Genomic DNA, 15,095 nt, shown 5'->3' with positions numbered 1-15,095 from the left:
GCGGGCTTGCCCGCGATATCGATCTAAGCCTCGCCGGTTTCTTTGATCAGATGCGCCGCCAGAGTCCGCAACGGCCCCAGCTGCCGACAAATCAACGCCAACTGCGTCTGCACCAATCGCTGCCCCTCATCAATCTCATCCGGCATCTGCTCCAACTCCGCCGCCAACGCTTCCTCGGCATCACTCTGAATCGCAATCGGCTGCTTGTTCGCCAGCCCCGTGGCGATCTCATCGATGCTCGCCGCCAATGTCTTGCCGGCGCCGTCGATCAGATGCTCGCGCACCTCGGCCGGCAACTGCGTTTCGCGGTGCGCCCCCAGCCCCGACAAGTAGCTGAGCAAGGTGTGTGACAGCACCAGGAAGCGAAAGCCCACATCGGCTTCCTTGCGGAAGTGCCCCGGCTCCATCAGCATGTTCGCCAGGGTGGTGGACAACGCCGCATCGGCGTTGTGCGCGTTGCGCCGGGCCAGGCGATAGGCGAGGTCGTCGCTCTTGCCGGCGGCGTACTGCTGCATGATCTGGCGCAGGTAGATGCTGTTGCAGGTCAGGGTGTTGGCCAGCACCTTGTTCAGGCGTCGACCTTGCCAGTCCGGCAGGAACAGGAACACCGCCAGGCCGGCGATCAGGCTGCCAAGCAAGGTATCGAACAGGCGCGGCAGGAACAGCCCGTAGCCGTCGCCCACCTGGTTGAAGCAGAACAGCACCATCAGGGTGATCGCCGCCGTGGCCAGGGTGTAGCGGGTGGTGCGGTTGATAAAGAACACCAGGCCGGCGGCGATGGCGAACATCGACTGCACCAGCGGGCTGGGGAACAGATCAAACAGCGCCCAGGCCACGGTCAGGCCGATGGCGGTGCCGATGATCCGCTGGCCGAGCTTGCGCCGCGTGGCGCCGTAGTTCGGCTGGCACACGAACAGTGTAGTGAGGATGATCCAGTAGCCTTGCGAGGCGTGGATCGCATGCAGCATGCCGTAGCCGACGGTCAGCGCCAGGGACAGGCGCAGCGCATGGCGGAACAGCAACGAGGTCGGCGTCATCTGCGTGCGCAGGCGCGTCCACATTTCCTTGAGGTTGCGCGGGGCACGGTCGAGCAGGTTGCTGTCGGTGGCGTCGGCCAGGCTATCGGGGTTGCTCGCGTCGCCGAGCAGGCGGTCCAGTGTGGACAGGTTGGCCGCCAGTGCACGCAACGAACGCAGCAGGCCGCGCCAGGCCGGGTTGCTCTGGATGCGCAGGTGTTCCAGGGATGCGTTCAGGTCACCCAGGGCTTCGGCGAAGCTGGCGTCATAGATGAATGGCTGGCGCAGTTGGATCGACTCGGCCAAGGCCTGGCAGGCCTTGCCTTGCTGGCGCAGCAGGCGCTGGCAGCGGAACAGCACGTCACTGTGGAAAAAGGCTTCGGCCAGGGCGTTGTAGGGGTAGTGCGACGAGCTGGCGCGTTCGTGGATGTCCTGGGCGAGGAAGTACAGCTTGAGGTAGCGACTGACCTTCGAACCCGGTCGGCCATTGCCCACGCGGTGCAGGATGATTTCCTTCGCGGCATTCAGTGCGGCGACCACCCGGCCGTTTTGCTGGGCCAGTTCCAGGCGGCGCGCTTCCACATCCAGCTGGCGGATCGGTTCGAAAAGCGACGATTTGAGCTTGAGGTAGCGCCCCAGTTCGCGGAACAACCGCGCCAGGCTCTGTTGCACCGGCTGGTTGGAAAACAGCGCCTGCCACAGCACCGACAACGCGCCGTACCAGGCCGCACCGGCCACCAGCAGCAGTGGTTCATGCCAGAAGTCCGAGACCGCGCCACCGCGCTGGTCCACGCCGATCATGGTGTACACCGACAGGATCAGCGTCGCCGAGGCAATCGCCCCGTAGCGTTCGCCCAAGGCGCCGAGCATGGTCAGGCAGAAGGTGGCCAGGGCCAGGGAAATCGCGAAAATCCACGGGTAGGGGAACAGCAACTCCACGGATAGCGCGGCAATGCTGAAACACACCAGTGTCACGGCCAGGGCGTTGAGGCGGCCTTGCCAGCTGTCGTCGGTCTCGGCCAGGGCACTGGCGATAATCCCCAGGAACAGCGGGATCAGCAGGGTCATCTCATCCTGATACCAGCACAGCGCCATACTGCCGGTGAGGGCGATGAACACCCGGATGCTGTAGCTGAATTTATCCAGCGCCCACAGGCGGCGCAGGGACTGCTTGAACGAGGTCGATGACATGAAGGCTGGAGTCTTCCGGGACGATGCCGTTAAGTTGGCGCATCAGTGACGCCACGGCAAGGGTCGTGATCACATCTACTCGCAATTATTTCAGCAACACCCCATAACCCTGTAGGAGCAGGCAAGCCAGCTCCCACAGGGGATTGCATTTCAAAGGTTGAAACCGTGATGTCAGGCGTATTGTGCGGCAGCGTAGCCCGAAGCCCACGCCCACTGGAAGTTGAACCCGCCCAAGTGACCGGTCACATCCAGCACTTCACCGATAAAGTACAGCCCAGGGCTTTTCAGGGATTCCATGGTCTTAGACGACACCTCCCGCGTATCCACCCCGCCCAGCGTTACCTCGGCCGTGCGATAGCCCTCGGTGCCCGCCGGCACTAGCTGCCAACTGCCGAGTTTTTGCGCAATATCGGCAATCTCCGCATGGGTGTACTGCTTCATCGGCTTGGACACAAACCAGGTTTCCGCCAGCAGGTTGGCCATCTTCTTGGTGAAGATCTCGCCCAGCAGGGTTTTCAGCTCGCTGTTCGCACGCTCGGCCTGTTGCTGTTGCAGCCAGGTGTGGGCGTCGTGGTCGGGCAGCAGGTTGATCTCCACGGTGTCGCCGGGTTCCCAATACGAGGAAATCTGCAAGATCGCCGGGCCGCTCAGGCCGCGGTGGGTAAACAGGATGTTCTCGCGAAAGCTCTGGTCGTTGCAGCTGACCAGGCAATCCACCGAGGTGCCGGACAACTCGCCGCACAAGTCCTTGAGCTGGTCGGTGATGGTGAATGGCACCAGCCCGGCGCGGGTCGGCAGCAGTTCGTGGCCGAATTGCCTGGCCACCTGATAGCCAAAGCCGGTGGCGCCCAAGGTTGGAATCGACAGGCCGCCGGTGGCGATCACCAGGGACTCGCAGCGCAGTTCGCCGAGGGTGGTCTGCAATTGGTAGCCGCTGTCGACTTTGGCGATCTCCTGGATGGAGGTGTCCAGGTGCAGGCTGACGCCGGTCTGGATGCATTCGTCGAGCAGCATGCCGAGGATGTCGCTGGACTTGTTATCGCAGAACAGCTGGCCGAGTTTCTTCTCGTGGTACGGCACGCCGTGCTTGGCCACCAGCCCGATGAAATCCCACTGGGTGTAGCGCGCCAGGGCGGATTTGCAGAAGTGCGCATTGTGCGAGAGGAAGTTGGCCGGCTCGGTGTACAGGTTGGTGAAATTGCAGCGGCCACCGCCGGACATCAGGATCTTCTTGCCGGCCTTGTTGGCATGGTCGATCAGCATCACCTTGCGCCCGCGCCCGGCGGCGGTCAGTGCGCACATCAAGCCTGCGGCGCCGGCGCCAATGATCACTACTTCGGTCGAGCGCACAGCCACGTCCTCATACAAATTCTGAATTGGAATACAGTCAAAAGTGTGGGAGCGGGCTTGCTCGCGAATGGGGAGTGTCAGTCGTTATATGTCTGACTGATACACCGCATTCGCGAGCAAGCCCGCTCCCACATTTGGATCTCCATTGGGTGGGAGATCGTGTTACAGGATCCGCACGCGCAACGAACGGCCCTTGATCTTGCCGTCATTCAAACGCTGCAACGCCTGCTTGGCGATGCCGCGTTCCACGGCCACAAAGGCCTGGAAGTCGAAAATCGCGATCTTGCCGACCTGGGCCCCCGGAATCCCGGCTTCACCCGTCAGTGCACCGAGGATGTCACCCGGACGCACTTTGTCTTTACGGCCAGCGGCGATGCACAGGGTGCTCATGACCGGCAGCAACGGCCCACCACTTTGCGGCTTGAGGTTGTCCAGTTGGTCCCAGTTCAACGGCGACTTCTGCAACTGCTCGATAGCCTGGGCGCGGTGCGCTTCGGACGGCGCCACCAGGCTGATCGCAATCCCGGTCTCACCGGCACGGCCGGTACGGCCGACGCGGTGGATGTGGATTTCCGAGTCACGGGCCAGTTCGACGTTGATCACCATGTCCAGCGAGTCGATGTCCAGGCCACGGGCGGCGACGTCGGTCGCTACCAGCACCGAGGTGCTGCGGTTGGCGAACATCGCCAGTACCTGGTCGCGGTCGCGCTGTTCCAGGTCGCCATGCAGGCCAACGGCGGAGATGCCCTTGGACGTCAGGTGGTCGACGGTTTCCTGCACTTGCTGCTTGGTAAAGCAGAACGCCACGCAAGAGGCCGGGCGGAAGTGCGCCAGGACTTTGGTCACGGCATCCATGCGCTCTTCCGGCGAGATTTCGAAGAAACGCTGTTCGATCTGATCGTCGGAGTGGAACGCCTCGGCCTTCACTTGCTGCGGCGCGCGCATGAACTTGGAGGCCAACTGCTTGATGCTTACCGGGTAGGTGGCCGAGAACAGCAGGGTCTGGCGGCGTGCCGGGGTCTTGCTGATGATGTCTTCGATGGCATCGTAGAAGCCCATGTCGAGCATGCGGTCGGCTTCGTCGAGGATCAGCGTATTCAAGCCATCCAGCACCAGCGAACCCTTGCGCAGGTGCTGCTGGATCCGGCCCGGAGTGCCGACGATAACGTGGGCGCCGTGTTCCAGGGAGGCGATCTGCGGGCCGAGGGACACGCCACCGCACAGGGTCAGGACCTTGATGTTGTCTTCGGCACGGGCCAGGCGACGGATTTCCTTGGCGACCTGGTCGGCCAGCTCACGGGTCGGGCACATCACCAGCGCCTGGCAGCCGAAGTAACGCGGGTTGATCGGGTTCAACAGGCCGATGCCGAAGGCGGCAGTCTTGCCGCTGCCGGTCTTGGCCTGTGCGATCAGGTCCAGCCCCTTGAGGATCACCGGCAAGCTTTGCGCCTGGATCTGCGTCATCTCGACATAACCCAGCGAGTCGAGGTTAGCCAGCATGGCGGCGGACAGCGGCAAAGTATTAAAAGCGGTGGCGATGGTAGTCACGGGACTGGCTCTGCAAAACAAAATGTCGCGCAGTGTAGCAGGCCCCCTCGGGTTTATTTGTATGTTCTCGACGAGGAGTAGGGGGCCAGCGGCAAGTTATGAGCTGCAAGCTGCAAGTTAGCGCTTTTTCTTGCAGCTTCAAACTTGCGGCTTGCCGCTGTTTGTATGTTCTCGACGAGGAGTAGGGGGGGGCCAGCGGCAAGTTATGAGCTTCAAGCTGCAAGTTAGCGCTTTTTCTTGCAGCTTCAAACTTGCGGCTTGCCGCTGCCTTTAGGCGACAATTGCAGGAAGATCGCCGCCGCCAGCATCGCCATGATGCCTACGGTGAGGAAAGTCAGCTGGAACGCGCCGAGCACGCTTTCCACGCCATCGTTGCCGGTTTCTGCGGTGAACCCGCCGAGCAATGCACCGGCGCAGGCCACGCCAAGGCTGAGGGACAATTGCGCCACGACCGACAGCAAACTGTTGCCGCTGCTGGCCTGGGCGTCGTCGAGGTCGATCAGGGTGACGGTGTTCATCGCGGTGAATTGCAGCGAGTTGATTGCCCCCAGCACCGCCAGCATGCCCAGCAACAAAGGGTAGGGCGTGTGTTCCGTGACCAGCCCCATGCTCGCCAGCATGATGCCCAGCGCCAGGGTGTTGCCGGTCAGCACGATGCGGTAGCCCAGTCGCTCGATCAACGGCCGCGCGATGGACTTGGCAAACATCGCCGCCGCCGCCAGCGGCAACATGCTCATCCCGGCTTCCGACGGCGAATAGCCCAGCGCCACCTGCAACAGCAGCGGCACCAGGAACGGCAGCGCGCCGCTGCCCAGGCGCGCAAACAAGTTGCCGAGGATGCCCACCGCAAAGGTGCGCGTCTTGAACAGCACCGGCGAGAACAACGGGTTATCGATATGCCCGGCGCGCAGCCAGTACGCCGCCAGGCACGCCAGCCCGCTGAACAGCAGCAACATCACCCGCAGGTGCGGCAGGTGCAGTTCGCCCAGGCCTTCCATGGCGATGGTGATCAGCACCATTGCCGCGCCAAACAGCAAGAAACCCAGGCTATCAAAGCGTGTGCGCTCGCTGCCGCGCAGGTCGGGGATGAATTTCCACACGGCGTAGCAACCGATCATGCCCACCGGCAGGTTGATCAAAAAGATCCAGTGCCACGTCAGGTATTGCACCATCCAGCCGCCCATGGTCGGGCCGAGCAGCGGGCCAAGCAGGCCGGGGATGGTGATAAAGCCCATGATCCGCACCAGTTCGGAACGCGGGTAGGCGCGCAGCACCACCAGTCGCCCGACCGGCAGCATCAACGCACCGCCCAAGCCCTGGATGACCCGCGCGCCCACCAGCATGGTCAGGCTGCTGGACAGCGCGCACAGCAGCGAACCGATGCTGAACAGCATGATCGCGCCAAAGAAGATTTTCTTGGTGCCGAAGCGGTCGGCGATCCAGCCCGAGGCCGGGATCAGCAAGGCGACGGTGAGCATGTAGGCGATCACCACGCCTTGCATGCGCAGTGGGTTTTCCGCCAGGTCCCGGGCCATGGCCGGCAGTGCCGTGTTCAGAATCGTCCCGTCCAGCGACTGCATGAAGAAGGCAATCGCCACCACCCAGGGGAGCCAGCGGGCGGTCTTGGCATCGAGCGGGACGCGATTCGGCATAGAAAACCCTTTTTGTTAGCAGGCTATGTGTCGGCGATTATGCGCCATCCGTCGTGCGTTTTCCCACCAGGAAATCCAGCAGTTCACGGTGCACCGCCGCGGCGGCCTCACTGGATTCGAGGTCGAGCAAGTGCCCGGTATGTTCGGCCACAGCAAAGCTGCTGCGCCCCACATACTGCTTGAATACCTGCGCCTCGGCGGCCGGCGTGTATTCATCCAGCGCACCGTTGATGAAGTGCACCGGCGTTTCAATCTTCTTGAGCTCTGGCAGGTAATTGCCATCGCCCAGCGCCAGCACCTGATGAATATGAAAGCGCGCCTGGCGGTATTCGGTGGTGGCCATGGTCGACAGGTGCCGATGGTTATTGCGCTTGAGCCGGGGCGACAGGTATTTGCCCACCGTCTCGTTGAGCAAATGGCCGACGGCGGACTTGTCATCCGCCTCGATCAGCACGCGCACGCGCTCCACGTAATCGAGCATCGCCCTGTTGAGGTCTGGGGCCAGGGCCATCACCACCGAGCTTTTGATCGATGGCGGGTTGTGCGCCAGGGTCAGCAGCGTGGAGATGCCACCCCACGAAGCCGACACCAGATGGTTGACCTCGAAGCGCTCCACCAGGGCGCGCAGCATCTGGACTTCATCGTCCTTGGTCACCAGATCCAGGTCGGTGTTGTGCTCGCGCGAGTAGCCCGAGAAGGGCAGGTCGAACAACAACACATTGAAATGCTCGGCCAGGCACTTGCTGGTGCGGGCGAACGAGCGGGTGGTGGACAGCGCGCCATTGACCATCAATACGGTGTCTTTCTGCGGGTCGTTGCCCAGTTGCTCAACGTGAACGTTGTAGTGCTTGAACAGCTTGTTGATGACGAAACTTCCGTGGTCCATGTCAACGCTCACTTCCTGTGGGTGGCGGTATGCCACTAACCGTTATAGCGAGGTTTTTTGCAGGGGACAACAGAGCACGGGGGAACAAGTGCGAGATGGGATTTTGCGGTAGGAAGGTGCGAAGCGAGGTATCAGAAACCTGCACAGTGCAATGTGAGAGTGGGTTGGTGTGGGAGCGGGCTTGCTCGCGAAAGCAGTGTGTCAGTCACTGAATGAGTTGACTGACCCACCGTATTCGCGAGCAAGCCCGCTCCCACACAAGCCCGCACCCCACAGGGGGGGGTGTTGTGTTTAGAGGGTCAAGGTCAGGCGTTTGACCAAGGCGCCCGGGAGCAGGTTGGACGAGGTATTGCGTTGCCCATAAGTACTGGCCGACAGCAGCAACTCCCGCTCCGCCGTCAGCGCTTCCAACTGCGAACCGAGCAAGCTGTACACACTGTCATCAAAGCGCATGGTGCTCACCGGCGCCTTGATCTCGCCGTCCTCTACCCAGAACGTCGCAAAGCGCGTCATGCCGGTCAGGCGCGCCGCCGGCAGGTCGGAGTAGTTCAAGTACCACAGGTTGCTGATGTACAAACCGGTGCCCAACCTCTTGAGGATGTCGGCCTGGGCTAGGTTGCCCGCCGCCATCTGCAAGGCGCTCGGCGCTTCGTCACGGCTTGCGCCGTTGGTGCTCAGGCCGTACTCGGCGGCGCTGCGCGAGTTGATCAGCTCGCCTGCGGCCTGGCCCGCGTTGATCAGCGTGACATCGCCCCGCGGATAGCCTTCGCTGGAAAACGCTTCGCTCAGGGAGCCGCTGATGCGCTCATCCACCGTCACCAGCGGGCTCAGGGATTGTTCCCCGGCATACAGTTTTTGCAGCGAACTGCTTTTGCTGGCAATGGCCTGGGCGGAAAAACCGCCCCAAGTGATGATGCTGATGATTTCTTCCATGGCCGCCGGAGCGAGGTAGGCGCGGTACTGCCCCGGTGCCAGCTTGTGCAGTGGGCGGCCAAGGAACTCGAGTTGCTCGCGGGCCTGTTGCAAGCGTGCGGCAAACGCTTTGCTGTCCCAGGTGTGCCCGGCGTAGCTGGCTTTCACCGCTTCGCCATTGGCGTGAAACAGGCTGAAGTCGAAGTTGAAGCTATTGGCCTTGTGCCAGCCGAACGCCCCCGAAGAGCTGGCAAAACCACGGCTGATCGGGCCGGCGGCGTAGAAGCCAACCAGGTCCACGCCGTCGGCGGCGCGGCTGATGTCGTCCAGCACCTGGGCCAGCGCTGGCAATGGCTGTACCTGTTCGTTGCGGCTTTGCCAGGCGTTGTGGTTCAGCAGCAGGTACGGGTCTGGCGGCAGCAGCGGCAGGGTTTCGCGCAACTGTTGCAAGCCATCGGCGAGGCGCTGGCGGTCCAGTTGGGGTGCACCGGCGAGGGTGATGTTCAGGTCGGCGTGGCGGTCAGCGTTGATCAGCTTGAGCGTGACGCTGGCCTGCTGCACCTGCCCGGCCTGGCGCACCTTGGCGTGGTTGAAACGTACGAACTCGGACGCTTCGGCGGCGTAGCCCAAATGAAACTGTTCGTTGTCGGTGATGGCCTGCTTGAGCCATTGCACCAGTGCCTTGAAGTCGTTCATCAGGCATCTCCCCCAAATACATCGACATCACTGAACACACAGGCCGGCGACGCATGGCCGACGCGGATCACCTGGTTGGGTTCGCCTTTGCCGCAGTTCGGCGTACCCAACACCTTGAAGGTGCTGGCATCGCCGACGGCGCTGAGGTTGCGCCAAAACTGCGCGGAAATTGCCCGGTAGTTGGGGTTTTTCACCACGCCCTTGAGCTCGCCGTTTTCGATCAGTTGGCCCCATTCGCAGCCGAACTGGAATTTGTTGCGCGCATCGTCGATGGACCATGAACGGTTGGTCGACATCAGGATGCCGTTTTCGATGCCGCCAATCATCTGCGACAGGCTCTTGTCACCCGCCTCGATATTCAGGTTGGCCATGCGGTCGATGGGCGCGCGGTTCCAGCTGCTGGCGCGGCTGTTGGCCACGCCTTGCATGCCCGCACGGAATTGCGACAACGCACCGCCCAGCGGCTTGAGCAACAACCCTTCGCGGATCAGGAATTGCTTGCTGGCGGCGGTGCCGTCGTCGTCATGGCCGTAGCTGGCGAGTTGCTCGGGGATCTGCGGGTCGAAGGTCACGTTGAGCAGCGGTGAGCCGTATTGCAGATGGCCGAAGTCGCTGGCCTTCACAAAACTGGTGCCGGCGTAATTGCGCTCGTCGCCAAGGATGCGGTCCAGTTCCAGTGGGTGGCCGATGGATTCGTGGATTTGCAAAATCATCTGGTCGGGCATCAACAGCAGGTCGCGCAGGCCATTGGGCGTATTTGGCGCGAGCAGCAGTTGCAGGGCTTCATCGGCAACGCGCGGCGCGGCGCCGACCAGGCCGAAGCGGCTGATCACGCCAAAGCCGCCTTGCTGGCCGAAGTTGCTGCCGCCCAGGGTGCGGGTCTGGCTGTCGTGGCCGTCGTAGGCGGTGACGTTGACGCCGGGGAACACGAAGCGTTGGGCCTGGCGCAGTTCGGCACCGGCAGTGTTGAGGTAGATCTGCTCGACGTGGGTCAGGCCCAGGCTGACTTCCCAGTTCACCAGGCGCTCGTCTTTGGGCACCGCAGCGGATTCATCGCCGAGCAGTTGGTAGCAGTCGCTCAAGGACGGGAAGGCTTGCTCGAGATCGGGCGACAGGTAGTCGGCCACGTCGCTGGACACCGGCTGGTCGCGCAGGTCGAGCAGGGCGTGGGCAGCGATCTGCCGGGCTTGCTGTTCGGCGCGCTCAAGGGCGGCTTGCAGGCCGGCGAGGGAAATGTCGTGGGTCGCGGCGTAGGCTTCCACACCGTTGACGCGCACGGTGAGCATGGCGCCCTCGTCGTGGTTCAGGTGCGGCGGTTCGGCGACGTTCTTGCGCACGGCCAGGTAGTGGCCGGATTCGCGCACGTAGCGCAGGGAGAAGAATTCGGCGCAGGAGCGCAGGGCACTGAAGTGCTGTTTGAGGAGGGAGTGTTTATCGAACATGGGGCCTTCCTTGTGGGCGGCTCGTCGCGGGCAGGCGGACAGAGTAGGCCTGGGCTGGGAGCTGATCAAGGAAAGTGTAGGCGGGTGGTTTTGTGGTGTCTGGTCGGGCCTCATCGCGGGCAAGCCCGGCTCCCACAGGTGATCGAGTTATTTAGACGAACTCGGTCAACTGTGGGAGCTGGCTTGCCTGCGATACAGGCGACGCGGTGTCTCAGTTACTGCGCGGTAGGGCCCACTTCACGCAGCGGCTTGCCACGCACTGGGGCATCGCCGGCCACGTAGTAGTCGGCAGTGCTGCGTGGCAGCGGCTGGCGGCCACGGATCTTGTCGGCGATTTTCTCGGCGATCATGATCGTCGGCGCGTTCAGGTTGCCAGTGGTGATGATCGGCATGATCGACGCATCCACCACACGCAGACCTTGCATGCCGTGTACACGGCCTTCGCCGTCCACGACTGCCATCTCGTCGGTGCCCATCTTGCACGAGCAGGACGGGTGGAACGCAGTCTCGGCGTGCTCGCGGATGAACTTGTCGAGCTGTTCATCGGTTTGCACGTCGATACCCGGGCTGATTTCGCGGCCACGGTACGGGTCCAGGGCCGGCTGTTGCATGATTTCACGGGTCAGGCGAATGCCGTCGCGGAATTCCTGCCAGTCCTGTTCGGTGGCCATGTAGTTGAAGAGGATGCTCGGGTAGTCGCGCGGGTTCTTCGACTTCAGCTGGATGCGCCCACGGCTCGGCGAACGCATGGACCCCATGTGCGCCTGGAAACCGTGCTCTTTCACACCGTTGCTGCCGTTGTAGTTAATCGCCACCGGCAGGAAGTGGTACTGGATGTTCGGCCACTCGAATTCTTCACGGGTACGGATAAACCCGCCTGCTTCGAACTGGTTGCTGGCGCCGATGCCGGTGCCGTTGAACAGCCACTCGGCACCGATCGCCGGCTGGTTGTACCAGAGCAGCGACGGGTACAGCGACACGGGTTGGGTGCACGCGTATTGCAGGTACAGCTCAAGGTGGTCCTGCAGGTTCTCGCCGACGCCGGGCAGGTCGTGGACCACCGGGATGTCGAGGCTTTCCAGCAGTTTGGCCGGGCCGACACCGGAGCGTTGCAGCAGTTGCGGCGAAGCGATTGCACCGCTGCACACCAGCACTTCCTTACGGGCGCGGGCTTCGACGCGCTCTTCGGCGGCACCGATCAGGTAACGCACGCCGACCGCACGCTTGCCTTCGAACAACACTTTGTCGGTGAGGGCGTGGGTGACGATGGTCAGCGTCGAACGCTTCTTGGCGGTGTCCAGGTAACCGCGTGCGGTGCTGGCGCGACGGCCTTTAGGCGTGACGGTACGGTCCATCGGGCCAAAGCCTTCTTGCTGGTAGCCGTTCAAGTCTTCGGTACGCGGGTAACCGGCCTGCACGCCGGCTTCGACCATGGCGTGGAACAGCGGGTTGTTGCCGGCCTTTGGCGTGGTCACGCTGACCGGGCCATCGCCGCCGTGCCAGTCGTTAGGACCGATGTCGCGGGTTTCGGCCTTGCGGAAATACGGCAGGCAGTCGAGGTAGGTCCAGTCTTCCAGGCCCGGCAGCTTCGCCCAGTTGTCGTAGTCCATGGCGTTGCCACGGATGTAGCACATGCCGTTGATCAGGGAAGAACCGCCCAGGCCCTTGCCGCGACCACATTCCATGCGGCGGCCATCCATGTGTGGCTCTGGATCGGTTTCGTAGGCCCAGTTGTAGCGGCGGCCTTGCAGTGGGAACGCCAGCGCGGCTGGCATCTGCGTACGGAAATCGAAACGGTAGTCCGGGCCGCCGGCTTCCAGCAGCAGGACGGTGACGCCTTCGTCTTCGGTCAGACGGGTCGCTAGTGTGTTGCCCGCAGAACCTGCGCCAACAATGATGTAGTCGTATTCTTGAGTCATGGGGGGCTCCTTGAGAGCTGCAAGCTCTTAGCTTCAAGCTGCAAGAAAGGGCAGCGAGCGGTGTATCGGGGAGGTACGGCAAGCCAAACTGCTTTTACTTGCAGCTTGAAGCTTGCCGCTTGAGGCTCATCAGAACACTGATGCGTAATCGCCCAGCTCGACCTGTACCGATTTGATGCGGGTGAAGTTGTTCAGCGAGCTGATGCCGTTCTCACGGCCCACACCGGATTGCTTGTAGCCGCCAACCGGCATCTTCGCGTCGGACTCGCCCCAGGCGTTGATCCAGCAGATACCCGCTTCCAGCTGATGAATCACGCGGTGGGCGCGGTTCAGGTCCTTGGTCACCAGGCCGGCGGCCAGGCCGAAGTCGGTGTCGTTGGCGCGGCGGATCACTTCTTCTTCGGTCTCGTAGGTGAGGATGCTCATCACTGGGCCGAAGATTTCTTCACGGACGATGGTCATTTCGTCGGTGCAGTCGGTGAACACGGTCGGGGCCACGAAGGCGCCTTTGGCGAAGTCGCCGTCGGTCAGGCGCTCGCCGCCGCACAGCAGGCGTGCGCCTTGCTCTTTGCCCTTGGCGATGTAGCCCAGCACGCTTTCCATGTGGGCAAAGCTGACCAGTGGGCCGAAGTTGGTGTTTTCGTCTTCCGGGTTGCCGACGCGAATGCGCGCGACACGCTCGACGATCTTGGCTTCGAACGCCGCTTGCAGGTGCTTGGGCACGAACACGCGGGTGCCGTTGGTGCACACCTGACCGGAGCTGTAGAAGTTGGCCATCATCGCGGTGTCGGCGGCGCGGTCGAGGTCGGCGTCGTCAAAGATGATCAGCGGGGACTTGCCGCCCAGTTCCATGGTCACGTCTTTGAGCGAGGAGCTCGACGCGCTGGCCATGACTTTCTTGCCGGTGTCGGTGCCGCCGGTGAACGAGATTTTTTCGATGCGCGGGTGCTCGGTCAGCCAGGTGCCGACTTCACGGCCGCTGCCGGTCAATACGTTGAACACGCCCGCTGGAACGCCGGCTTCGGTGTAGATCTCGGCCAGTTTCAGGGTGGTCAGCGAGGTGACTTCGCTTGGCTTGAAGATCATCGCGTTACCGGCGGCCAGGGCCGGTGCGGATTTCCACAGGGCGATCTGGATCGGGTAGTTCCACGCGCCGATACCCGCCACCACGCCCAGCGGCTCGCGGCGGGTGTAGACGAAGGAAGTGTCGCGCAGCGGGATCTGCTCGCCTTCGATGGCGGGCACCAGGCCTGCGTAGTATTCCAGCACGTCGGCGCCGGTGACGATGTCGACGTACTTGGTTTCGGAGAACGCTTTACCAGTGTCCAGGGTTTCCAGGGCCGCCAGTTCGTCGTTGCGCTCGCGCAGGATGTCGACGGCACGACGCAGGATGCGCGAACGCTCCATGGCGGTCATCGCGGCCCAGATTTTCTGGCCTTTTTCGGCGCTGACCACGGCACGTTCAACGTCGTCTTTCGTCGCGCGTTGCACTTGGGCGAGAACTTCACCGTTAGCCGGGTTGATGGCTTCGAAGGTGGCATCGCTGCCAGCGTCGCTGTAGCCGCCGTCAATGTAGAGTTTTTGCAGTTCGAAACGGGCCATAAAGTCCTCGCAAGTGCATAAGTGGTTGGCGTTGACCACCGCACCGTAGGCCGGTGCGGCAGCGTTCAGGGGTTGAGCGTCTATGTGTGCTCTAACTCACCTGCTTGGCCAATTGGAAATCCATGTATTCGTAAGCGATCCGTTGCGCCTGCGCCGTGTCGAAAGCGTCTCCCGACAGGGCGCCGCGCAACCACAAACCGTCGATCAGGGCCGCCAGGCCTCGGGCTGCTTTGCGTGCGTGCGGCAGCGGCAGCACTCGGCGGAACTGGCAGCACAGGTTGGAATACAGACGTTGATCGTTGATCCGCTGCAACCTGTGCAATGACGGGTGATGCATGCTGGTGGCCCAGAAGGCCAACCAGGTTTTCATTGCCGGGCCGTTGACCTGGCTGGCGTCGAAGTTGCCCTCGATGATCACCTGAAGGTGTGCCCGTGGGCTGTCGTCCGTCAGCGCGAGCCTGCGTTCGTGGACGTTGTCGATCAGCGCGTTCATCAAGTAGCGCATCGTCGCTGCAATAAGGCCGTTCTTGTCCTTGAAGTAGTGACTGATGATGCCGTTCGAGACGCCGGCCAAACGGGCGATCAGCGCAATGCTGGCATCTCCCATCCCGACCTGATCGATGGCCGTCAAGGTGGCTTCGATCAATTGCTGGCGGCGTATGGGTTGCATACCGACCTTGGGCATGTAGCACCTCTCCTTAGGCCTGCCGACTGGCGATAAACGTCCGTCGGCTTGATGGCCAGTCTATTTTGTTTTGATTGAACGTTCAATCAACAAAGAATAAGATCTGCGACAAATGGTCGCTGCCTACAGAAGTTTCCTGCCTGAGAGCCGCGACAAATGACACCTGCAAAAACCCTTGAAACGCCCTGTCTACCTG

General features: G+C 62.3%; 10 protein-coding genes. All 10 read right to left on the bottom strand.

Annotation, left to right across the window (positions count from 1 at the left end):
• Positions 1-23: 23 nt before the first annotated feature.
• On the bottom strand, positions 24-2,207 hold the full coding sequence (yccS, locus tag IB241_RS19840; RefSeq protein WP_192299906.1) for a YccS family putative transporter: 2,184 nt from the start codon (positions 2,205-2,207) through the stop codon (positions 24-26).
• A 171-nt stretch (positions 2,208-2,378) separates the two neighbouring features.
• Positions 2,379-3,557: an NAD(P)/FAD-dependent oxidoreductase gene (locus IB241_RS19835; RefSeq protein WP_192299905.1), complete on the bottom strand. Its 1,179-nt coding sequence runs from the start codon at positions 3,555-3,557 to the stop codon at positions 2,379-2,381.
• 162 nt (positions 3,558-3,719) lie between these two features.
• Positions 3,720-5,057, bottom strand: coding sequence for an ATP-dependent RNA helicase DbpA (dbpA, locus tag IB241_RS19830; RefSeq protein WP_230412671.1), 1,338 nt, complete (start codon positions 5,055-5,057; stop codon positions 3,720-3,722).
• A 293-nt stretch (positions 5,058-5,350) separates the two neighbouring features.
• Entirely contained in the window at positions 5,351-6,757 is a 1,407-nt protein-coding gene (gene mdtD, locus IB241_RS19825; RefSeq protein ID WP_192299903.1) for a multidrug transporter subunit MdtD, read from the bottom strand.
• A gap of 37 nt (positions 6,758-6,794) precedes the next feature.
• Positions 6,795-7,643, bottom strand: a complete 849-nt coding sequence (locus IB241_RS19820) for an alpha/beta fold hydrolase (RefSeq protein WP_192299902.1) — start codon at positions 7,641-7,643, stop codon at positions 6,795-6,797.
• A gap of 291 nt (positions 7,644-7,934) precedes the next feature.
• Positions 7,935-9,251, bottom strand: coding sequence for a TldD/PmbA family protein (locus tag IB241_RS19815; protein ID WP_192299901.1), 1,317 nt, complete (start codon positions 9,249-9,251; stop codon positions 7,935-7,937).
• Positions 9,251-10,693 (bottom strand): TldD/PmbA family protein, encoded by a 1,443-nt coding sequence (locus IB241_RS19810; protein WP_192299900.1) that lies wholly within the window; start codon positions 10,691-10,693, stop codon positions 9,251-9,253. Before IB241_RS19810 ends, IB241_RS19815 begins: the two co-directional genes overlap by 1 nt.
• 215 nt (positions 10,694-10,908) lie before the next feature.
• Positions 10,909-12,612, bottom strand: a complete 1,704-nt coding sequence (gene betA, locus IB241_RS19805) for a choline dehydrogenase (RefSeq protein WP_192299899.1) — start codon at positions 12,610-12,612, stop codon at positions 10,909-10,911.
• Positions 12,613-12,741: 129 nt separating this feature from the next.
• Positions 12,742-14,214, bottom strand: coding sequence for a betaine-aldehyde dehydrogenase (gene betB / locus IB241_RS19800; RefSeq protein ID WP_192299898.1), 1,473 nt, complete (start codon positions 14,212-14,214; stop codon positions 12,742-12,744).
• 91 nt (positions 14,215-14,305) lie between these two features.
• A complete protein-coding gene (betI, locus tag IB241_RS19795; protein ID WP_015886274.1) occupies positions 14,306-14,899 on the bottom strand; it encodes a transcriptional regulator BetI in 594 nt (197 codons plus the stop codon).
• Between the last annotated feature and the right edge of the window lie 196 nt (positions 14,900-15,095).

It is taken from the genome of Pseudomonas sp. PDM05, from assembly GCF_014851685.1.
GTDB lineage: Bacteria > Pseudomonadota > Gammaproteobacteria > Pseudomonadales > Pseudomonadaceae > Aquipseudomonas.
Note: the sequence above shows the minus strand (reverse complement) of the source record. Positions and strands in the feature narration are given on the sequence as shown.

Bases quoted from the DNA above. Each gene is read 5' to 3' on its own strand.
- betB (WP_192299898.1), bottom strand. From the start codon at position 14,214: ATGGCCCGTTTCGAACTGCAAAAACTCTACATTGACGGCGGCTACAGC.
- IB241_RS19820 (WP_192299902.1), bottom strand. From the start codon at position 7,643: ATGGACCACGGAAGTTTCGTCATCAACAAGCTGTTCAAGCACTACAAC.
- betA (WP_192299899.1), bottom strand. From the start codon at position 12,612: ATGACTCAAGAATACGACTACATCATTGTTGGCGCAGGTTCTGCGGGC.
- mdtD (WP_192299903.1), bottom strand. From the start codon at position 6,757: ATGCCGAATCGCGTCCCGCTCGATGCCAAGACCGCCCGCTGGCTCCCC.
- betI (WP_015886274.1), bottom strand. From the start codon at position 14,899: ATGCCCAAGGTCGGTATGCAACCCATACGCCGCCAGCAATTGATCGAA.
- IB241_RS19810 (WP_192299900.1), bottom strand. From the start codon at position 10,693: ATGTTCGATAAACACTCCCTCCTCAAACAGCACTTCAGTGCCCTGCGC.
- IB241_RS19815 (WP_192299901.1), bottom strand. From the start codon at position 9,251: ATGAACGACTTCAAGGCACTGGTGCAATGGCTCAAGCAGGCCATCACC.
- yccS (WP_192299906.1), bottom strand. From the start codon at position 2,207: ATGTCATCGACCTCGTTCAAGCAGTCCCTGCGCCGCCTGTGGGCGCTG.
- dbpA (WP_230412671.1), bottom strand. From the start codon at position 5,057: ATGCTGGCTAACCTCGACTCGCTGGGTTATGTCGAGATGACGCAGATC.